The organism is Microbacterium sp. cf046 (assembly GCF_900114345.1).
GTDB lineage: Bacteria > Actinomycetota > Actinomycetes > Actinomycetales > Microbacteriaceae > Microbacterium.
The window spans coordinates 54674-73971 of the sequence record NZ_FOZJ01000001.1 but is presented as its reverse complement, the minus strand read 5'-3'; the positions used below and the strand labels follow the sequence as shown (position 1 = coordinate 73971).

The window sequence follows — 19298 nt, the reverse complement described above, 5'->3', positions numbered from 1 at the left end:
GGATGCCGCAGCACGGCATCCCGAAATCGTCCGGCACAGCCTCGAGGAGACCCCAATGAAGACCGTCGCCGTCATCGTCCAAGACGGATTCGCGCCGTTCGAGTTCGGCGTCGCGTGCGAGGCATTCGGCCTCGATCGCACCGATGACGGCATCCCGAACTTCGACTTCCGCATCGTGACCCCGACTCCCGGGGTCGTGCAGTCCAAGCTCGGCTTCTCGCTCAACGTCGACAACGACCTCTCGTTCGCCTACGAAGCCGATCTCGTGGTCGTCTCGCCGACGCCGAAGGAGTGGTGGGGCCGCACCGACCCCCGTGTACTCGATGTCGTGCGCCACGCGGACGCCCGCGGAGCCTGGCTGCTCAGCGTGTGCAGCGGCTCGTTCATCCTGGCGGCGGCCGGCGTGCTCGATGGGCGCAAAGCGACCACGCACTGGATGTACGCGGACCGCATGGCGGCGATGTACCCCGCGATCGACGTCGACCCGGACGTGCTGTATGTGCAGGACGGCCGCATCATCACCAGCGCCGGCACGGCGGCGGGACTGGATGCCTGCCTCCACCTGCTCCGTCAGGAGCTCGGCGCCGAGATGACCAACACGATCGCGCGCCGTATGGTCGTTCCGCCCCAGCGCGACGGCGGGCAGGCGCAGTTCATCCTCCGCCCGCTGCCCGAGGTCGCGAGCCTGTCCCTCGCTCCGGTCACCGACTGGATGCTGGAGAACCTGCGGATGGACCTCACCGTCGACCAGCTCGCGACGAAGGCCCACATGTCGCCGCGCACCTTCGCCCGCCGCTTCAAGGCCGACTACGGCACGACCCCTGCGGCCTGGCTCGGACGCCAGCGCATCATCCACGCTCAGCGCCTGCTCGAGCAGACCGACCTGGGCCTGGATCGCATCGCGTACGAGTGCGGCTTCGGCTCGGCATCCGTCCTTCGACAGAATTTCTCGCGGGTGCTCGGGACCACTCCCACCGCGTACCGGGCGACGTTCTGCTGCGAGATCGGCACCGGTGGTTCGGCGCTGGAGCGCCGCGCCGCAGAGCGCGAGTCGGAGCTCGCCGGTTCGGCCGCCTGAGTCGCGCACCGATCAGCGCACGCGCCACGGCGCGCTTCGATAGCGTGTGAGCGTGCGCGCGGCCCTCCGGAAGCTCTTCTCCCGAAAGACGATCGGCAAGGATGCCGTCGCGGGCCTGGTTCTCGGTGTGGAAGCCGTTCCCGACGGCCTCGCCGCCGGCCTGCTCGCGGGGATCAACCCGCTCGCCGGACTGTATGCGTACCTGTTCGGCATGGTCGGGGCGACCTTCCTGACCAGCAGCACGTTCATGGCCGTTCAGGCGACCGGGGCGATGGCCCTGATCGTCTCGGACTCCGACCTGCAGAGCCGTGCCGACCCCGACCGGGCGCTGTACACGCTGGCGATCATGACCGGCATCGTCATGATCATCGCGGGTCTGCTGGGCGGCGGGCGCCTCGTCAGGTTCGTCCCCACCGCCGTCATGACCGGATTCCTCACGGCGGTCGGGGTGAACATCATCCTCGGGCAGTTGTCGAACTTCACCGGATTCGACTCGAAGGGGACCAACCGCCTGACGAAGCTGTTCGACCTGCTGCTGCACGTGCCGCAGTGGAGCCTGGCGTCGGTGACCGTCGGGCTGCTCGTGATCGGCTTGATCTACCTGTTCCGCTTCACGCCGGTCGGCTCGCTCGGCCTCGTGATCGCGGTGGTGCTCGGCTCCGGTCTCGCGGTGCTCCTGAACATCTGGCTGGCCACGCCTGTGCTGCTCCTCGATGACATCGTCGAGGTGCCGCGTGGCCTGCCCGCCCCCGTGCTGCCGAACATCGTGGATGTGCCGTTCCTGCTCCTGCCCGCGTTCTCGCTCGCGTTCGTCGGGGTCATCCAGGGCGCTGCCGTGTCGGCGAGCCTTCCGACGCCCGACGGCAAGCCCGCGGACACCTCGCGGGACTTCATCGGGCAGGGCGCGGGCAACATCGCGGCCGGCTTCTTCCAGGGGATGCCGGTGGGCGGGTCGATGTCGGGCTCGTCGCTCATCGTCGCTGCGGGCGCCAGGACGCGGCTCGTGTTCATCATCGCCGGCGCCGTGATGGCTCTGGTGATCCTGGTGGCGTCCGATCTCGTCGGGTTCGTGGCGATGCCTGCGCTCGCCGGCCTGCTGATCGTGATCGGCATCGGCGCGATCAAGCCGAGCCGGGTGTATTCGGTCATCAAGAGCGGACCGCTTCCGACGGCGATCATGGCGGTCACGTTCGGTCTGACACTGGTCATCCCGCTCCAGTTCGCGGTGCTGGTCGGCGTCGGGCTGGGCATCATCCTGTTCGTCGCGCAGCAGTCCAATCGCGTGCGTGTCCGGCAGGTGCACGTGCTGGAGGGCGGCCGGATCCGCGAGAGCGAGCCGGTGCCGACGATTCCCGCGGGTGCGGTCGTGATCCTCCAGCCGTACGGAAGCCTCTTCTTCGCGAGTGCGCCGATCTTCGAGCATCAGCTCCCCGTGGTCAGCCGCGAGTCCGAGGGTGCCGTCGTGATCATCCGCCTGCGTGGAACCGATCAGATCGGCCTGTCGCTGATCGAGGTGCTGCGACGATATGCGCACGACCTGAATGATGCGGATGCTTCGCTCAAGCTCGTGATCAGCGAGAAGCTCGTGCTCGATCAGATCGAATCGAGCGGCTTCGCGGCCGAGCTCGGCGAGGGCAACGTGTACCGCAGCACGGAGTGGATCGGCGAAACGGTGCGGCAGGCCTACTCCGACGCGCTCGAGGAGCAGCGCCGGCGGCGCTGAGGCGACGCGGTTCGTCGCGGGCCGGTGTCGAGGGTGTTAACTCTTGATTTCGCACCGTCGGTCACGCGATCTGCGCTCCTAGACTGCTCGGACCGTGGTCCCTCGAGCGTCATGGGGCGACTGACGACCTGACTCGGTCCAACCCATTGGGGGGGGGAGGCCTGGACATGAGTTCGCCCTACTACCTGGCAATCGACGTTCGCGGCGACATCACCGCCGCCGCTGCCGCCGAGGGCTCCCGAAGCGACGCGATCCGAACGCAGCCGATCCTGCTCGGCTCAGGATCAGCGATGCCCACGGCGGTCTACGTCGCTCCCGACCGGCTGTTCTTCGGCGAGGAGGCGATCGCACGCGGCGACGCCGAGCCCAGCCGCCTGATCCGCGACTTCGTCCCGGGCGTCGGCGACCCGGCAGCCGTTCAGACGATCGACGGCGAACGCTTTGCGGCAGCGGACCTCTACGCGTGGACCGTCGACAATGTGGCGCAGCGCGTGGCCTCGAGCCGAGGTGCCCAGCCAGCCGGTATCTGGGCGGTGATCCCGGCGTGGTGGGTCGAAACGCAGGTGGATGCTGTCGCAGAGGCATTCGACCGTGACGGACGCACCGCGGTCGAGTTGATCACGGCGCCCGAGGCGCTGGCGAGCCGATATGCCCGGACCGATCCTTCGAACCCCGACCTGACCCTGGTCGTCTGCGATGTCGACGACCACGCGCTTCAGGCGGCGTTCGTGCGCCAGATGCCGGGCACCCGGTCGCGGCAGATCAGCCCGCCGATCCACAGTCCGATCTCGCCGAGTGGAGCTCAAGACGACGCCGTCGACGCACGCGCCGTCGACTCCGTCGCCCTCGCACTGAGCGCGGCCGGCGTGGAGATCGACATGATCGACGCGATCGTGCTGAGCGGGGCATCCGATCGTCTCGGCGACTTCAGCAGACTCCTGGCCGCGCGATTCGGTGATCCGATTGAGACCGACCCGCATCCGGGCTGGGCGACCGCCGCGGGTGCGGCGCTCGCCCTCGGGCGTGAGGAGATCGCGCAGCTGCCCGCCGCGCCTGTCGTGGCGGCTCCGCCCGTGCGCGTCGCTGCTCCCGCGTGGTATCGGCGGCCCGCGTGGCTCGCCGCCATCGGGGTCGGAGCAGCCGCGCTCGTCAGTGGCGCCGCCGTCGCCGGTGCGTTCGCGATCGGCAGTGTCGCACCCTCGGGCGGCGAGACCGATCCTCCCGCAGCCGACCTTTCATCGACGGCCGAGCGGGCCTCGAGTGGCACCAGCACTCCGACTCCCTCGGTGACCCCTCAACCGACGCCCGATGCGGTACCGCCGCCGACAGCCGCGGATCCGATTGCACCCGATTCGCCGACTGAGCCCGTGAGCCGCGAGGCGCCGGACTCCGCCACGCCGTCGACCCCTGTCCTGGCCCCGGCGCCGACGAATCCCAGCCCCACTGCCGCACCGCCGGCGAGCACTCCTGCGCCGACTCTCACCCCTGATCCCACGCCGAGTCCGGCCCCTGAGCCGACGATGGAGCCGTCCCCGACGCCCGAACCCACACCGGAGCCCGAGCCCACCGTGCCCGCGCCGTCGCCGACGCCACCGGACGAGCCCGGCGGCCGCGCGCCGTGATCGGCTGACGCCGAATCACGCAGTTCGTCGTCCCCTCTTGGAGGCAGCGCTACGCGAACGCAGTTTTAGGACTGCGCCGGATGCGTTGCCGCGCGCCGTTGCCGCGGCATCCGCTCTCTGCTAAACTTGAGTCAACACGGCTCAACTTTATCGGGAGCTGGAACCAGACTTCAGGAGACACATGAACGCCACGCAACAGCCCGGGCAGGAGGAGCAGCAGAGCGCCCTCGAGCAGTTCGGGATCAACCTCACCGACCGCGCCCGCCAGGGCAAGCTCGACCCTGTGATCGGGCGAGACAGCGAGATCCGCCGGGTCAGCCAGGTGCTCACCCGCCGCACCAAGAACAACCCCGTGCTCATCGGCGAGCCGGGCGTCGGAAAGACCGCCGTCGTCGAGGGCCTGGCCCAGCGCATCGTCGCGGGTGACGTCGCAGAGTCGCTCAAGGACAAGGAGCTGATCAGCCTCGACCTGTCGGCGCTCGTTGCCGGCGCGATGTACCGCGGTCAGTTCGAGGAGCGGCTCAAGGCCGTGCTGAAGGAGATCACCGAGTCCGACGGACGCGTGATCACGTTCATCGACGAGCTGCACGTGCTGATGGGCGCGGGCGGCGGCGAGGGGTCGGTTGCGGCATCCAACATGCTCAAGCCCATGCTCGCGCGCGGCGAGCTGCGCATGATCGGCGCGACGACGCTCAACGAGTACCGCGAGTTCATCGAGAAGGATGCCGCCCTCGAGCGCCGTTTCCAGCAGGTCTACGTCGGCGAGCCCACGGTCGAGGACACCGTGGCGATCCTGCGCGGGCTGAAGGAGCGCTACGAGGCGCACCACAAGGTCGCCATTGCGGATGCCGCGCTCGTGGCTGCGGCATCCCTGTCGAATCGGTACATTCCGAGTCGCCAGCTGCCCGACAAGGCGATCGACCTGATCGACGAGGCCGCGTCGCGGCTGCGCATGGAGATCGACTCCGCGCCGCTCGAGATCGATGAGCTACGCCGCCACGTCGACCGGCTGAAGCTCGAGGAACTGGCGCTCAAGAAGGAGAAGGACGACGCTTCGAAGGAACGTCTCGCAGCCCTGCGCGAGCAGCTCGGCAGCGAGCAGGAGCGCCTCACCGAGCTGCAGAACCGCTGGGAGCGCGAGCGCGCATCGCTCAACCGCGTCGGCGACCTCAAGACCAAGCTCGACGCGGCCCGCATGGAGGCGGAGCGCGCTCAGCGCGAAGGCAACCTGGAGAAGGCGTCGCGCCTGCTCTACGCGGAGATCCCGGCTCTGGAGCGGCAGCTGATCGAGGCCGAACGCGAGGAGCCCGCGGGCGATCGCATGGTCAACGACCAGGTCACCGATGAAGACATCGCGGCAGTGATCGCCGCGTGGACCGGCATCCCGGTCGGCCGTCTCCTGCAGGGCGAGACCGAGAAGCTCGTGCACCTCGAGACCGAGCTCGGCAAGCGGCTCATCGGGCAGAAGGAGGCCGTGAAGGCGGTCTCCGATGCGGTGCGGCGCTCGCGGGCGGGCATCAGCGACCCCGACCGGCCGACCGGCTCGTTCATGTTCCTCGGCCCCACGGGAGTCGGCAAGACCGAGCTCGCCAAGTCGCTCGCCGACTTCCTCTTCGACGACGAGCACGCCATGGTGCGCATCGACATGTCCGAGTACGGAGAGAAGCACTCCGTCTCGCGACTGGTCGGCGCCCCTCCTGGCTATATCGGCTACGAGCAGGGCGGCCAGCTCACCGAGGCGGTCCGTCGCCGCCCGTACAGCGTCGTGCTGCTGGACGAGGTCGAGAAGGCGCACCCCGAGGTGTTCGACGTGCTGCTGCAGGTCATGGACGACGGTCGGCTGACCGACGGTCAGGGTCGCACGGTGGACTTCAAGAACGTGATCCTGATCCTCACCTCGAACCTGGGCTCGCCGATCCTGATCGACCCGACGCTCACGCTCGAGCAGAAGCGGGATGCCGTGCAGGGGCTGGTCCGCCGGGCGTTCAAGCCCGAGTTCGTCAACCGCCTCGATGACATCGTGATCTTCCAGGCGCTCAGCGAGGACGACCTCGCCCAGATCGTCGAGCTCGCGGTGTTCGCGCTCCAGCGGCGTCTGCGCGACCGCAGGCTGACGCTCGCCGTCACTCCCGACGCGCGCGCGTGGCTCGCCGAGCGCGGGTACGATCCGGTGTTCGGTGCGCGGCCGCTGCGGCGGCTCATCCAGTCGGAGATCCAGGACCGGCTCGCGATGGCGATCCTCTCCGGCGGTGTGCGGGACGGCGACCTCGTGCGGGTCGACGTCGCCGCCGACGGCTCGACGCTCGTGCTGACGAGCAGCGGTCCGGCGGCAGAGGATGCTGTGGACGACGACGAGGTGATCGAGGCCGAGCTGCTCGACGACTGAGCAACCCGGGGCGGTCGGCGTTCGTCTCGCTCGGCTCGCTCAACAGCCGGGATGCGATTCGACGGGCGCAGCGACCGGCCGAAACGAAACCCTCGCGATACGGTCGGGGCATGCATATCGCGCGCTCCGGCCGTTTCGTGTTCGTCGCCCAGTGGGTGGCCGCCGCGCTGCTGCCGGTGTTCTTCTTCCTCGGCCGCGGGCTGGTCGGCGCTCAGCTCGGCTGGATGGGGATCATCGGGTTCGTCTACGGCCTGTTCGTCGTCGCGATCCTGCTCGTGCCGCCGATCATGACCCTGTTCGACCGGACGGTGCGACGAGGCAAGGCGACCCGCTTCGCCTACGACATCGCGAGCTTCGTGCTCTGGGCAGCGTTCCTGCTCGCGTCGCTGACGGTTCCCGATTCGGGCGACAGCGGCCACCTCGATTCCGCGCTCACGACCTGGACGGGTGGCGGGATCACATACGAGACGTCCCAGGCGATCTTCACCGTCGCCGCCATCGCGATCGGACTCGCGTATCTGGCGACCGTCGTGCTCGCGATCATCGGCATCGCGCGCTGGCGCCGTCCCTTCGACGCGTGATCCGGTGAGCGGGGCCGTGGGCGAGACGCGCAGCGGGCGGCATCCGTCCCCCATCGTCGCGCTGTGGCGCTCGTCGCATCCGGGGCCGAGCGTCGTGGTCACCGCGGTCGCGATCACGCTCGGGATCGCGACCGGTCTCGAACCGTGGCGGATCGCGGTGCTGGGACTCGCGATCCTGCTCGGACAGTTGTCGGTCGGCATCTCGAACGATGCGATCGACGCGCCTCGCGACCGGGCCACCGCGCGCACCGACAAGCCGATCGCGCGCGGCGAGGTATCGCTCCGCATGGCGTGGGTCGCGGCATCCGGCGCGCTCGTGCTCTCGCTCGTGCTCTCGTGCGTGCTGAGCTGGGCGATGGGGCTGGCGCACCTGGTCGCGCTGGGCTCGGCGTGGGCGTACAACGCCGGGCTCAAGTCGACGCCAGTCTCGGTGCTGCCGTTCATGGTCAGCTTCGGCCTGCTGCCCTCGTTGGTGACGCTCTCGGCCGATCCGCCGGCCGTCGCCGCGGCGTGGGCGTGGGTCGCGGGAGCCGCGCTCGGCGTGGCGATCCATCTGACGAATGTGCTGCCCGACCTGGAGGACGACGCCCAGACCGGCGTGCGCGGGCTTCCGCATCGGCTCGGGCGTCGTGCCTCGGCCGTGATCGCGGCGGTCGCCCTCGTCGTCGGTGCGATCGCAGTGCTGCTCGGGCCGGATGCCGCGATCAGCGTGCTCGGAATCATCGCGTTCACGGGCGTCGTGGTGATCGCGATCGCCGGACTCGTGCTCGCACTCGTGCGGCCGCCGGGCCGCTGGGTCTTCCGGCTCGTGATGCTCGCGTCGCTGCTCCTGTGCGTGCAGCTCGCCGCAACGGGCCAGGCGCTGGGCGCCTGACTGCCCCGCTCGCGAGCCCGGTGGGGCACCGGGCTCAGGGGCCGGCGTCCAGCCCCATCGCGTACGCCCAGGCGAAGCCACGGCCGAGCGGAGGCATCAGCATCCCGCGCACGATCGCGCGCCGCGCGAGGTCGGTGACGCCGCGCCGGGGTCTGCCGAGCACGGTGTTCACGGCCGCGAGACGGCCGGCGCGCGTCGCCGAGCGGACGCGGCGCTGCTCCCACGCCGCCAGGGCGGCTTCGGGCGCCGTCCCCTCGTGCACCCATCGGGCCAGGAGCGGCGCGAGTCCCGCAGCGTCGAGCAGGCCGAGGTTCATGCCCTGCCCGCCGATCGGGCTGACCTCGTGCGCGGTGTCGCCGATGACGAACAGGCGTCCGCGGCGCAGCCGGGGCGCGCAGACGCGTCGCACGCCGAACGCGGTCGCGGTCTCGACGGCGTCGGCGACGGATGCCTCGCCTCGGGCGCGCAGCGCGGCCTGCAGTCGCTGCACCCGCACCGACGCGAGGTCGACCGCGGGCTCGGCGGCGGCATCCCACGCGACGACGCGGCGCATCGAGCCGGGGAGCGGGAACGACTCGAGCACGCCACCGGGCGCGAGGTTCACGATCGCGGTGTCGGCGTCCGGTCGATCGCCGACCACGATGTCCGACATGAGGTAGCGATCCGGGTACGTCGTGGTGGGAACATCGCGGTACACGAGCGGTCGCGCCGTCCACCCGCCCGCGAGCACGACGATCGGCGCGGTGACCTCCACGGCCGTGCCGTCCGTGCGGTTCACCTCGAGATCCACCTCGGTTCCGCGTACGCGCACGGACGTCACCTCCGCGCCGCGCTCGGCTGCGGGTGAGACGTCGGCGAGCACCGCCTCAGTGTCGGCCTGAGGCAGTGTGGCCACGAACGGGAAGCGCGCGGAGAGCCGATCGAAGCGCACGATTCCGAGGACATGATCGCCCGACCGCGCCTCGCCGCGCGGCACCCGCAGGGCGTTCTCGAGCAGTCGCTCGGTGATTCCGGACTCCTCCAGCGCGGCGAGGACCGGCGCGTGCACGCCGATCGCCCTGGTCCCGAGTCCCGGCGTGACGCGCCGTTCGAGGAGGCGCACGTCGACGCCGTGCCGCACCAGCTCCGCCGCGAGCAGGGCACCGACCGGGCCGGCGCCCACCACGACGACGTCAGTCACCGGCGAGTCCGGGGGCGACCGCCAGCACGCGGAACGGGAATGGCCGCTCGATGCGCCACGGCGAACCGAGCACGTCGGCGAGTTCGGCCTGCCGGTAGCTGCGGCGGATCGAGCGCAGACCGTCGGTGCGCAGGAACGTGCCCGGCGCGAACGGGGTGATCCACACCGTGTACAGCCCGTAGGCGACGCGGCCGCGTTCGATGTCGCCGTGCATCACGAGGCCCTGCGACAGCCGCCGGGACTCGTCGGTGAACACGTCGAGGTCGTCCGGGGAGAGGTGATGCAGCACGTGGTTGGAGAGCACCAGGTCGAAGCGCTCGCCGTCGGCGAGCAGCCGTGAGCTGTCGGTGCACACGAACCGCACGCTCGTCGGTGCGTCGCGTGCGGTTGCGACCTCGATCGCCCGTGGATCGGGATCGACCCCGATCCACTCGGCTCGCAGCCCGTCGCGTTCGGCCCGCCCGGCGAGGTGGGTCATGACGTCACCGCCGCCGCATCCGAGATCGAGAACACGCGCCGGTCGATCCAGCGCGGACAGGTACGGCCGGATGCGGGAGCGATAGATGTGCCCCCACCCCGACACCACGCGGTTGATCGTGTCGAACCGGCGCAGGGTGGCACGCAGGAGCTCGGGGTCGCACTCCGGGTCGTCCATGAGCTCGCGCAGGGCGACATCCCGTTCGGCGAGACTCACCCCGCGACTGCCAGGTGACGGTCATGGCCGGAGGCGGGGCTCACGGCCGCGGTTCGCTTGGTCAACAGCGCCGATTCGACGGTCAGACCGGGTCCGAACGCGAGCCCGGCGATCGTCGCGCCCGCGGCGATCGTGTCGTCGTGCAGCGTCTCGCGGAGGATGAACATGACGGTCGCGCTGGACATGTTGCCGTAGTCGCGCAGGACCGCACGGGACGTGGCGAGCGCGTCCGGCGCGAGCTCCAGCCCGGACTGCACCCGATCCAGGATGCTGCGCCCTCCCGGGTGCACCGCCCACACATCGGGGACATTGCCGTCGAGGAAGCCGTCGACTGCGCCGCGGATCTCGCGCCCGATGATGCGCGGGACCTCGCCGGTGAGCACCATCTCGAAGCCGTCGTCGCCGATCGTCCACGCCATGTCCTGCTCGCCCTCGCTCGTGAGCGTCGTGCCGAATCGCTCGAGGTCGAGCCCGCCTCGCTGCACGGAACCGGCGGTGACGATCGCGGCGGCCGAGCCGTCCGCGAAGACGGAGGACGCGACGATCTGGTCGGGCGAGCTGCTCGGGCGGATGTGCAGGCTGCACAGCTCCGTGCACACCACCAGCACGACCGCGTCGGGCTGCGCGGCGCAGAAGCGCGCTGCGGCGCGGAGCGCAGGAAAGGCCGCGGCGCACCCGATGAAGCCGAGGTGATACCGCTCGGTCGAGTCGGCCAGGCCCAGGTCGCGCACGAGACGGAAGTCGGGGCCGGGAGCGAAGCAGCCGGTGCACGACGCGGTCACGACGTGCGTGATCTCGGATGCCGCAACCCCGGCCTCCTCGAGCGCCGCCTGAGCGGCCTGACGGGAGAGGTCCGGCGCCTGCCGGATGTACTCGGCGTTTCGCAGGGCGGTGCCGGGGGAGCGAAGGACGCCCTGAGCGTCGATGAAGATGCCGTCGCTTCCGGCTTCGCCCAGTTCCGGGAGCACCGTGTAGCGCCGCTCGATCTCAGCGGCGTCGAACGTGGCGCGGATGAGTCGCTGTGTGAGCCGGTCCGCATCGGGCTGCCGGGCGAAGAAATCGCGGACGCGATCCTGCGTGATCACGGTCGGCGGAGTCGCGGTGCCGATCGACAGGATGCGTGCGGTCATGCTGTCACGATATGCCGCCCAGGCCGCAGACGCGAAGGGGTTGTGCGATCAGTCCTCGCGTGTCCGCTCCGGCTCGGGGGCGGAAGGCTCCGCGCCGGGGAGGTCCCGCATCGACCAGAAGGGGCCGGTGACCACGAACAGCGCCGAGAACAGCTCGCCGATGGCGCCGATCCACATCGTCGCGACGACGCCCAACCACGTCCCGAGGAGGCCGGACAGGAGAGCTGCGATCGGCATCACCCCCCACACCACGAAGCGCACCGACGCGTTCATCCGACCGAGCAGTCGCGGTGGAGTGATGCGCTGGCGGAAGGTGACCTGGGTGATGTTGTAGAGGAGCACGGTGAAGCTGCCGACGAAGCCCTGCGCCACGAGGAGGGGAAAGGCGATCGCGGGAACCATCGCGGCGACCGGCAGGAATACGGCGACGACGCTGAATGCGATCGAGCTGATCGGAATCGATCTCGCCTCGCCGAGTCGTCGCACGATGTGCGGGGTTGCGATCGCGCCGACGAGCCCTCCGACGGCTCCAAGCGAGAAGATCACACCCATCGAAGCGGGGCTCAGACCGAGCTCACGGAGTATGAAGATCGGCAGCATCGTCATCGAGATGATGTTGAAGAAGTTGGACATGCCGGTCGTGCCGACGATGCGCCGGAGCAGCTTCTCTGTGAAGACGAAATGCAGGCCCTCCCAGATCTCATGCAGGATCGGCGCGCGATCCTCTGGCGCGCGCTGCGGCTCGTGGTCACGCGTGAAGAGCAGGGCGACGAACGAGATCAGATACGTGCCGACGGTCGTCAGAATTGCGAGCGGCGCGGTGAGGATCCCCACCAGCCAACCGCCGATGCCCGGACCGGCGATGTTGGCCAGTTCGTAGGTCGACTGCAGCTTGCCGTTCGCCTCGGCGATCTGAGACGACCGCACCAGGGACGGGATGATGCTCTGATACGAGACGTCGAAGAAGACCGTGGCCACGCCCACGATCAGGGCGACCGCGTACAGGTGCCACATCTGGAGGGCGCCGAGCCACCACAGCACGGGTATTGTCGCGAGTGCCACCGCACGTACGGCATCCGCCCAGATCATCACGTGTCGCTTGCGCAAACGGTCGATCCAGGCGCCCGCCGGCAGTCCCACTACGAGGAATGCCGCGACTCCGGCCGCGTTGAGAACGCCGACTTCGAGCTCGCTCGCATTCAGTATGAGGACAGCGAGCACGGGAATCGCGAGCTCCTGGATCTGCGATCCGAACTGGCTGAAAGCCTGTCCGCTCCAGAGCGTGAGGAAGTTCCGATCGTGCCAGAGGGAGCGCGGAGATGAACGGACACCGGCTGGTGCCGGGGCACCGTCCTCCGCGGCGTGGACGCCGATCCCGTCTTCGTCAGAGGATTCGCTGATCGGGCCGGCGACACCGCCGGGTCGCGAACTCTCGGCGCGGGCCTCGTCGAGCAGCTCGTTCGACTCGGCATCCGTCTCGTTTGATTGGGACATGTCAATCAGTCTGCGTCACCGATTGAGATTTGTCAATCAGTCGGCTACAGTGAGGGTGTGAGCGAAGAGCGGATCGTCCTGAATGAGGACGATCCTGCCGCGCAGGCGCGGATCCGGGCATTGAGCTCAGTGACCCGGCTGCGGGTGCTCCGTCTCTGCGCGTACGAGTCGCGGACGAACAAGGAGCTCGCGGAACTGCTCGACGTGAACCCCGGCACGATGCTGCATCATGTGCGCACCCTCGTGCAGACGGGGTTCCTCGCCGCGGAGCCCGATCGCGCCGGTGCGCAGGGCGCCCGGGAGGTGCCGTATCGGGCGACGGGGCTGTCGTGGCGCACCTCGATGCCGGGCGGTTCGGTCGTGCTGGTCGAGACGTTCCTCCAGCAGATCGCGGGGCTCCCGCCCGACGACCTCGACACCTCCTGGCTCGGCCTGAAGATCAACGACGAGCACCGCGAAGAGCTCGCGAACCGACTGTACGAGCTGATCAACGAGTTCAAGGAGCGCGGCCCGGATGCCGACGGCCGGCCGTACTCGCTGTTCACCGCGCTGCACCCAGACCTCAACCCGCCCGCCGCGCCGCGCTGATCTCACCCGAACCCACACGCTCGCCGCGAACCCTCACGTTCAGGGGCCTGGGAGCGCATGGGCTCGCGCGGAGAGTGTGGGTTCGTGAGGGTTGCAGAAGTTCGGGGGTTCTTGCGGCGGATCCTGGCCACCATGTAGCCATGGCTCGGTCGTAGCGTGGGGCGCATGACGATCGCCACCGCCGACCTGTACGACGAGCGCGGCGACGCGCTCGATTCGCTGTCGCTCCAGCTGCGCGACCTCGGGGGACGCACCGCCCTCGACGGGCCGATCCGCACGATCCGCTGCCATGCGGTTGAAGGAACACTCGACAACGCACTGGTCAGGGCGACGCTCGCAACACCCGGCGACGGCGCGGTGCTCGTGATCGACGCAGGCGGCTCGCTCGAATCGGCGCTGGTGGGCGACCTGATCGCGGCGTCCGCCGTCGAGAACGGATGGGCGGGTCTGATCGTGCACGGGGCGATCCGCGATCGCGATGCGATCCGGATGCTGCCCCTCGGCATCAAGGCCCTGGGTTCGAACCCGCGCAAGAGCGCGAAGCTGGGCGCGGGAGAGGCCGATGTCGAGCTCGTGATCGCGGGTGTCAGCTTCGTGCCCGGCAGGCATGTGTGGGCGGATGCCGACGGCGTGCTCGTGGAGCGCGCTCTGGACAGCGCCTGACCGGTGCCGGATGCTGGGAGACGAACCCCGGACCGAGATCAGGAGCACTCATGTTGGAGAACTCACCCGCGTTCAGCGGCTTCGCCGTGGACGACATCGATGCCGCCCGCACCTTCTACGCCGACACCCTCGGCCTGTCGGTGGAGCTGAACGAGATGGGCATCCTCGACATCACGCTGGGCTCGGGCGGCCACGTGATCGCGTATCCCAAGCCCGATCATGAGCCGGCGGGCTTCACGATCCTGAACTTCCCCGTCGACGACGTCGAGGCTGCGGTCGACGAGCTGAACGCGCGCGGCGTCGTCACGAAGATCTACGACGGCGAGTACGGCGGGGACGAGAAGGGCATCTCCCGGGGCTACGGCCCCGACATCGCATGGTTCCGCGACCCCGCCGGCAACGTGCTGTCTGTGCTCAAGACGTCCTGACGCCTGTCGCCCGGCATCCGGCCGGATCGCGGTGTCAGACCGCGATGAGCGAATCGGCGAGAGGCCGCCGAACCCGAGGTGCCGCTTCGCGCTCCTGAAGCGCCTCGGGCAGAGCGGACGGGTCGCCGATCGGGCCGAGGGCGATGACCGTCAGCGGCTCGAAGCGGTCGTCCAGGCCGAACGCCGCGCGCACTCCATCGCGGTCGAAGCCGCCCATCTGGTGCACGTGGAGGCCGTCGTGGTGTGCCTGCACCGACAGGTGGGCGACCGACTGGCCGAGGTCGTACGCGGCGAAGGGGAGGGGCTTCCCTTCGGCGTCCGCCGTCTCCGCGACTGCCACGATCAGCACGGCCGCATCGCCGGCCCACACCTTGTTGAAGCCGAGCAGCGCCTCGTGGACGCGGTCGTGGGCCTCGGTGCCGCGGTGGGCCACGATGAACCGCCAGGGCTGGATGTTGTTGGCCGACGGCGCCCAGCGGGCGGCTTCGAGCGCGCTGGCCAGCTGCGACTCGTCGATCGCGTCGTCGGACGCGTAGGCCCGGGGGCTCCAGCGGTCGGCGAGCACGTCGAGCACCGGGGCGTCGGTCTCAGCGGTGCGGTTGAGGAGGGGAATGGTCATGGCGACCTCGCTTCTTGGATTCGGATGAGAAGGGTCGCCGTTGGCCCATCATCTTCAACCGTATGCGTGTGAATAAATTCCGCCGAGCCCACCGCAACACGGAGACACGGTGTCCGGGCCCCTACCCGCGCAGTGCCTCGCCGAGCTTGACGCGGGCGCCCATACGCAGCAGCGAATTCTGGTAGATCTTCGCGCCGACCAGGATCGCCCCGACGCAGGTGGCGATCAGGATGGCGAGCGAGATCAGCGGCTCCCACCACTGCGCCTCGCCGAGGAAGAGCCGCATCGGCATCCCGACCGGCGCCGAGAACGGCACGTACGACATGATCGTCAGCACGACGGGGTTGTCGTTGAAGAAGATCACCAGGAAGTACGGCGCCATGATCAGGATGGTCAGCGGGAACGTCGTCGATCCGATGTCCTCCTGTCGCGAGACCATCGCGGCGGCCGCCGCGAACAGCGCGGCCAGCAGCACGAACCCGAAGAGGAAGAACACCGCGAACCAGAGGATCGGAGCGCCGAGTGCTCCCAGCAGCCCGCTCTGCCCGATGATCGTGAGACCCACGATCGCGATCGCAGCGAGCACGAGGATCTGCGCCATCGCCAGGACGGTGTTGCCGATCACCTTGCCGGCCAGGAGGGTTCGCGCGCGGATCGCGGAGATCAGGATCTCCACGACGCGGGTCTGCTTCTCCTCCACGACGCTCTGCGCGATCGTCGACCCGAACAGGCTCGCGGCCGTGAGGAACACGATTCCGAAGCCGATCGCGACCAGATAGCGCAGCGCCTCGTCGGTCGGCTCGGGGTTCAGCAGCTCGACGGTCGGCACCTGCGCGAACTGCAGCATGAGCGAGGTCGGCGCCGACGAGTCCGCGACGATCGTGAAGCCGAACGGTTCAGCCGACGGATCGCCGACGATCGCGGCGTCGACGGTGCCCTCGGTCACGAGCTTCTCGGCCGCCGCTCGATCCGGAACCTCGGTGATCTTGAGCCCATCGTCGGCCGGAACGAGGGACACCGCGTCCACGGTGACGGCCACCGGCGTGCCGGTCTGGTTCTGCGCGACGAAGCCGCCGATCACGATGCCTGCGAGGGCGAGGATGAACAGCACCGCCGTCGAGATCAGGAACGCCTTGCTGCGCAGCTTCGATGCGATCTCCCGCTCCGCGACGAGCCACACCGCCGCGGCCTCGCTCGGCGCGGCGGGCCGCGGCGGGCGGGCGTCCGCGGCGGAGGCGGTGCGCGGGCTGGTACCGACGCTCATCGGACGACCTCCCGGAAGATCTGGGCGAGGGTGGGATGCTGCGGAGCGAAGCTGCCGACATCGCCGCGCGCGACGGCGTCTCGCAGGATGCGCTGTGCGGTCTGGTCGGAGTCGACGTCGAACACGGCATAGGCCCCCTCGAAGTCGACGATGCGGACGCCCGGCTCGTCGCGCAGCCAGCCGGCGTCACCCGCCGAGACCAGCTCGTAGCGGTTCGTGGAGTGCTGCGCCCGCAGGGCTTCGCGATCGCCGGCGGCGCGGATCTGACCCGCCGCGATGATCACCAGGTCGTCGCAGAGCCGCTCGACCAGATCGAGCTGATGCGACGAGAACAGCACAGCGGTGCCCGCCGCGGCGCGCTCCTGCAGCACCCCGGCGACGGCATCCACGGCGATCGGGTCGAGCCCCGAGAACGGCTCGTCCAGGATCAGCACATCGGGATCGTGCACGAGCGCGGCGGCGATCTGCGCGCGCTGCTGGTTGCCGAGCGAGAGGGTCTCGACGTTGTCGTTCAGGCGCTCGCCGAGTCCGAGCCGCTCCAGCAGAGCGGTGGCGGCGTCGGTCGCGCTCGCCCGAGAGTAGCCGTGCAGGCGCGCGAGGTACACGATCTGCTCGAGCACCTTCATCTTCGGATACAGACCGCGCTCTTCGGGCATGTACCCGAAGCGACGGCGGTCGTCGGAGCCGACCGTGCCGCCGTCGAGGGTGACGGTCCCCGCATCCGCCGCCAGCACACCGAGCACGATGCGCATCGTCGTCGTCTTGCCGGCGCCGTTGCCCCCCACGAAGCCGGTCAGGCGTCCGGGGAGCACGTCGAACGAGACATCCCTGAGCACCTGATGGGTGGCGTAGCTCTTGTCGAGATTTCGCAGTTGAAGCATGAGACCCACGCTACGGATGTGACGGGTCCGCCGTATCCTCCGCGCGGGGGAGATCGGGCCGTCGCCGTCGCGGAACTCTCAGACGAGTCCGTGCTGATGGGCGAGTACGGCGGCGTGCACGCGGTCGCGCGCGCCGAGCTTCTGCAGCAGGTTCGAGACGTGCGTCTTCACGGTCGCCTCGCCGATGTACAGCTCTCGGGCGATCTCGGCGTTGCTGCGGGCTTGCGCGACGAGCCGGAGGACTTCCGTCTCGCGGTCGGTGAGGGAGTCCGCGGGAGACCACGAGGCGACCGCGAGTGGAGCTGTCACCGGCACGGTTGCCGCGGCGTAGCGCTCGATCACGCGCCTGGTCACCTCGGGGGCGAGCAGCGCATCGCCGCCCGCGACCACGCGGACGGCCGCGATGAGCTCGTCGGCACCGGCATTCTTGAGCAGGAACCCGCTTGCACCGGCATCCAGCGCCGCGAACAGGTAATCGTCCCGGTCGAAGGTCGTCACCACGATCACGGCGGCATCGACGCCGGGATCGGCCACGATCAGCCGAGTCGCCTCGAGTCCATCCATGCCGGGCATCTGGACGTCCATGCAGATCACGTCGGGGTGCAGAGCGGATGCCGCAGCCACCGCCTCGGAGCCGTTCGCGGCCTCGCCGACCACGCTGACATCTCCGGTGGCCTCCAGGATCGTGCGGAAGCCGGCGCGCATCACCGCGTGATCGTCGACCAGGAGGACGCGGATCATCGGGCGGTACCCAGTGCGACGGCATCCAGCGGCACTGCCACGCGCACGCGGAATCCGCCCCGGTCGCGCGCCCCGATCTCGATCGCGCCGCCCGACGCCGCGGCGCGCTCCCGCATTCCGAGCTGCCCGAGCCCCGGACGCGGCTCCCGCACGGGGCGACCGGAGTTCACGACCTCGAGCTCGACCAGACGGTCATCGGTGTACCGCAGCCGGACTTCGGCGTTCGCCCCCGTTCCGCCATGACGGCGCGCGTTCGTCAGGGCCTCCTGAGCGATGCGGTACAGGTTCACCTGGGTCACCTGCGGAACGGCGACGGGCGCACCCACGACAGTGAACGTGGTGGGCAGCCCGGCGGCATCGGAGGCGGCTGCCAGCGCCGGCAGGGAATCGAGGCCGATCGTCGAGGCGGGCGCGTCGTCGCCGGCGCCCGGAGTGCGCAGCGTGTCGAGCAGCCGGTGCAGCTCGTCGATCGCCTCGCGGGCAGACATCTCGATGCCCGCGAGCATGCGCCGGGACGCCTCCGGGTCGCTGTCCAGGACGACGCGGGCGGCTCCTGCCTGGACGCCCATGACGGACACGTGATGGGCGACCACGTCGTGCAGCTCCCGCGCGATCCTCACCCGATCGAGGGCGACCGCCTGCGCAGCGGTGACCTCCCGTTCCCGCTCGAGTTCGGCGGTGCGCTGCTCGAGGGTTGCGCGCTGGACAGCCGAACTCCAGGCGCGCTCGCCGAAGTAGTAGGCCCCGCCGAAGTACAGCGCGTTCACGAGGATGCCGAGCAGCACCTGCGCGACGAACGGCGAGAACGCACCGGCCATGACGTCGGCGTCATCGGCGTGCGTGATGGCGTCGCGGTACATGACCACGATGAGCCAGGCGAACATGCCGACGATGATCGCGACCCGGACGATCAGTGCTCGTCGCCGGTCGGCCGACCACGCACCGACGGTGTACAGCGCGATGAACATCGCGATGTTGCCGACGTACACCTCCGGGATGCGCAGTGTGACGGCGGCGAAGTACGCGACAGAGACGATCACCGCGACCGTGGCCGGCCAGCGTCGGCGCACGGCGAGGGGCACGGCCAGCGCAACGGCGTACACGAGCGCGAGCGCGAACGGCGCCTGCTCGTCGCCGTAGATGCCCGAGATCGCGCTGAGGGCGGCGCTCAGGATCGCGCCCACGAGGATCACGGCCGCGAGGTAGAGGTCACCCCGCAGCTCGCGCGGGGTGGGTGAAGGCCGGGTCAGGAGCAGATCGGCGGAGGTCACGGCTCCACGCTACGGCGGAGGGCGGGCGACGGCATCCCCCGCGTGACGGAGCCGTGCGCGGTCGCGATCTTGATAGTGTCC

18 protein-coding genes are annotated in these 19298 nt (G+C 69.6%); 9 read left to right on the top strand and 9 right to left on the bottom strand.

Features of this window, described 5'->3' with window-relative positions; genetic code table 11:
* Positions 1 to 55: 55 nt before the first annotated feature.
* The 6 genes from BM349_RS00365 (at position 56) to BM349_RS00340 (ending at position 8264) form a co-directional block, all read left to right on the top strand.
* Complete coding sequence (locus BM349_RS00365) at positions 56 to 1078, top strand: GlxA family transcriptional regulator (protein WP_091700894.1); 1023 nt, start codon at positions 56 to 58, stop codon at positions 1076 to 1078.
* Between the two features lie 52 nt (positions 1079 to 1130).
* Positions 1131 to 2801: a SulP family inorganic anion transporter gene (locus tag BM349_RS00360; protein WP_091704566.1), complete on the top strand. Its 1671-nt coding sequence runs from the start codon at positions 1131 to 1133 to the stop codon at positions 2799 to 2801.
* Between the two features lie 167 nt (positions 2802 to 2968).
* Positions 2969 to 4423: an Hsp70 family protein gene (locus BM349_RS00355; RefSeq protein WP_091700891.1), complete on the top strand. Its 1455-nt coding sequence runs from the start codon at positions 2969 to 2971 to the stop codon at positions 4421 to 4423.
* Between the two features lie 181 nt (positions 4424 to 4604).
* Entirely contained in the window at positions 4605 to 6809 is a 2205-nt protein-coding gene (locus BM349_RS00350; protein WP_091700888.1) for an ATP-dependent Clp protease ATP-binding subunit, read from the top strand.
* 110 nt (positions 6810 to 6919) lie between these two features.
* Positions 6920 to 7390 carry a hypothetical protein gene (locus BM349_RS00345; RefSeq protein WP_091700885.1) on the top strand — a complete coding sequence of 157 codons (471 nt, stop codon included), beginning with the start codon at positions 6920 to 6922 and terminating at the stop codon, positions 7388 to 7390.
* 4 nt (positions 7391 to 7394) lie between these two features.
* Complete coding sequence (locus tag BM349_RS00340) at positions 7395 to 8264, top strand: UbiA family prenyltransferase (protein ID WP_254773665.1); 870 nt, start codon at positions 7395 to 7397, stop codon at positions 8262 to 8264.
* 34 nt (positions 8265 to 8298) lie between these two features.
* Here BM349_RS00340 and BM349_RS00335 read toward each other — a convergent pair whose 3' ends face one another.
* From BM349_RS00335 to BM349_RS00320, 4 genes are read right to left on the bottom strand one after another with little or no spacing between them, the layout of a single operon-like run.
* Positions 8299 to 9444, bottom strand: coding sequence for an FAD-dependent oxidoreductase (locus BM349_RS00335; RefSeq protein ID WP_091700882.1), 1146 nt, complete (start codon positions 9442 to 9444; stop codon positions 8299 to 8301).
* Positions 9437 to 10138 carry a methyltransferase domain-containing protein gene (locus BM349_RS00330; protein WP_091700879.1) on the bottom strand — a complete coding sequence of 234 codons (702 nt, stop codon included), beginning with the start codon at positions 10136 to 10138 and terminating at the stop codon, positions 9437 to 9439. The genes BM349_RS00335 and BM349_RS00330 overlap by 8 nt, the downstream gene beginning before the upstream one ends.
* Positions 10135 to 11268: a type III polyketide synthase gene (locus BM349_RS00325; protein WP_091700876.1), complete on the bottom strand. Its 1134-nt coding sequence runs from the start codon at positions 11266 to 11268 to the stop codon at positions 10135 to 10137. Before BM349_RS00325 ends, BM349_RS00330 begins: the two co-directional genes overlap by 4 nt.
* 48 nt (positions 11269 to 11316) lie before the next feature.
* Positions 11317 to 12762 carry an MFS transporter gene (locus BM349_RS00320; protein WP_091700873.1) on the bottom strand — a complete coding sequence of 482 codons (1446 nt, stop codon included), beginning with the start codon at positions 12760 to 12762 and terminating at the stop codon, positions 11317 to 11319.
* A gap of 57 nt (positions 12763 to 12819) precedes the next feature.
* Here BM349_RS00320 and BM349_RS00315 point away from each other — a divergent pair, with 57 nt between their 5' ends.
* The 3 genes from BM349_RS00315 to BM349_RS00305 all read left to right on the top strand — a co-directional run bounded on the left by BM349_RS00315 (position 12820) and on the right by BM349_RS00305 (position 14441).
* Positions 12820 to 13350: a winged helix-turn-helix domain-containing protein gene (locus tag BM349_RS00315; RefSeq protein WP_091700868.1), complete on the top strand. Its 531-nt coding sequence runs from the start codon at positions 12820 to 12822 to the stop codon at positions 13348 to 13350.
* A gap of 165 nt (positions 13351 to 13515) precedes the next feature.
* Positions 13516 to 14013: a ribonuclease E activity regulator RraA gene (gene rraA / locus BM349_RS00310; RefSeq protein WP_091700862.1), complete on the top strand. Its 498-nt coding sequence runs from the start codon at positions 13516 to 13518 to the stop codon at positions 14011 to 14013.
* A 50-nt stretch (positions 14014 to 14063) separates the two neighbouring features.
* Positions 14064 to 14441, top strand: coding sequence for a VOC family protein (locus BM349_RS00305; protein ID WP_091700858.1), 378 nt, complete (start codon positions 14064 to 14066; stop codon positions 14439 to 14441).
* 34 nt (positions 14442 to 14475) lie between these two features.
* Here BM349_RS00305 and BM349_RS00300 read toward each other — a convergent pair whose 3' ends face one another.
* The 5 genes from BM349_RS00300 to BM349_RS00280 all read right to left on the bottom strand — a co-directional run bounded on the left by BM349_RS00300 (position 14476) and on the right by BM349_RS00280 (position 19217).
* A complete protein-coding gene (locus BM349_RS00300) occupies positions 14476 to 15060 on the bottom strand; it encodes a nitroreductase family protein (protein ID WP_091700855.1) in 585 nt (194 codons plus the stop codon).
* A gap of 121 nt (positions 15061 to 15181) precedes the next feature.
* Positions 15182 to 16324: an ABC transporter permease gene (locus BM349_RS00295; protein ID WP_091700850.1), complete on the bottom strand. Its 1143-nt coding sequence runs from the start codon at positions 16322 to 16324 to the stop codon at positions 15182 to 15184.
* Entirely contained in the window at positions 16321 to 17205 is an 885-nt protein-coding gene (locus tag BM349_RS00290; RefSeq protein ID WP_091700846.1) for an ABC transporter ATP-binding protein, read from the bottom strand. The genes BM349_RS00295 and BM349_RS00290 overlap by 4 nt, the downstream gene beginning before the upstream one ends.
* A 78-nt stretch (positions 17206 to 17283) precedes the next feature.
* A complete protein-coding gene (locus BM349_RS00285; RefSeq protein ID WP_091700841.1) occupies positions 17284 to 17946 on the bottom strand; it encodes a response regulator in 663 nt (220 codons plus the stop codon).
* Positions 17943 to 19217 carry a sensor histidine kinase gene (locus tag BM349_RS00280; RefSeq protein ID WP_091700837.1) on the bottom strand — a complete coding sequence of 425 codons (1275 nt, stop codon included), beginning with the start codon at positions 19215 to 19217 and terminating at the stop codon, positions 17943 to 17945. Before BM349_RS00280 ends, BM349_RS00285 begins: the two co-directional genes overlap by 4 nt.
* Positions 19218 to 19298: the final 81 nt, after the last annotated feature.

Excerpts from the sequence above, each read along its gene's own strand:
- BM349_RS00365 (WP_091700894.1), top strand. The coding sequence starts at position 56 with ATGAAGACCGTCGCCGTCATCGTCCAAGACGGATTCGCGCCGTTCGAG.
- BM349_RS00355 (WP_091700891.1), top strand. The coding sequence starts at position 2,969 with ATGAGTTCGCCCTACTACCTGGCAATCGACGTTCGCGGCGACATCACC.
- BM349_RS00350 (WP_091700888.1), top strand. The coding sequence starts at position 4,605 with ATGAACGCCACGCAACAGCCCGGGCAGGAGGAGCAGCAGAGCGCCCTC.
- BM349_RS00345 (WP_091700885.1), top strand. The coding sequence starts at position 6,920 with ATGCATATCGCGCGCTCCGGCCGTTTCGTGTTCGTCGCCCAGTGGGTG.
- BM349_RS00325 (WP_091700876.1), bottom strand. The coding sequence starts at position 11,268 with ATGACCGCACGCATCCTGTCGATCGGCACCGCGACTCCGCCGACCGTG.
- BM349_RS00320 (WP_091700873.1), bottom strand. The coding sequence starts at position 12,762 with ATGTCCCAATCAAACGAGACGGATGCCGAGTCGAACGAGCTGCTCGAC.
- rraA (WP_091700862.1), top strand. The coding sequence starts at position 13,516 with ATGACGATCGCCACCGCCGACCTGTACGACGAGCGCGGCGACGCGCTC.
- BM349_RS00305 (WP_091700858.1), top strand. The coding sequence starts at position 14,064 with ATGTTGGAGAACTCACCCGCGTTCAGCGGCTTCGCCGTGGACGACATC.
- BM349_RS00300 (WP_091700855.1), bottom strand. The coding sequence starts at position 15,060 with ATGACCATTCCCCTCCTCAACCGCACCGCTGAGACCGACGCCCCGGTG.
- BM349_RS00295 (WP_091700850.1), bottom strand. The coding sequence starts at position 16,324 with ATGAGCGTCGGTACCAGCCCGCGCACCGCCTCCGCCGCGGACGCCCGC.
- BM349_RS00290 (WP_091700846.1), bottom strand. The coding sequence starts at position 17,205 with ATGCTTCAACTGCGAAATCTCGACAAGAGCTACGCCACCCATCAGGTG.
- BM349_RS00285 (WP_091700841.1), bottom strand. The coding sequence starts at position 17,946 with ATGATCCGCGTCCTCCTGGTCGACGATCACGCGGTGATGCGCGCCGGC.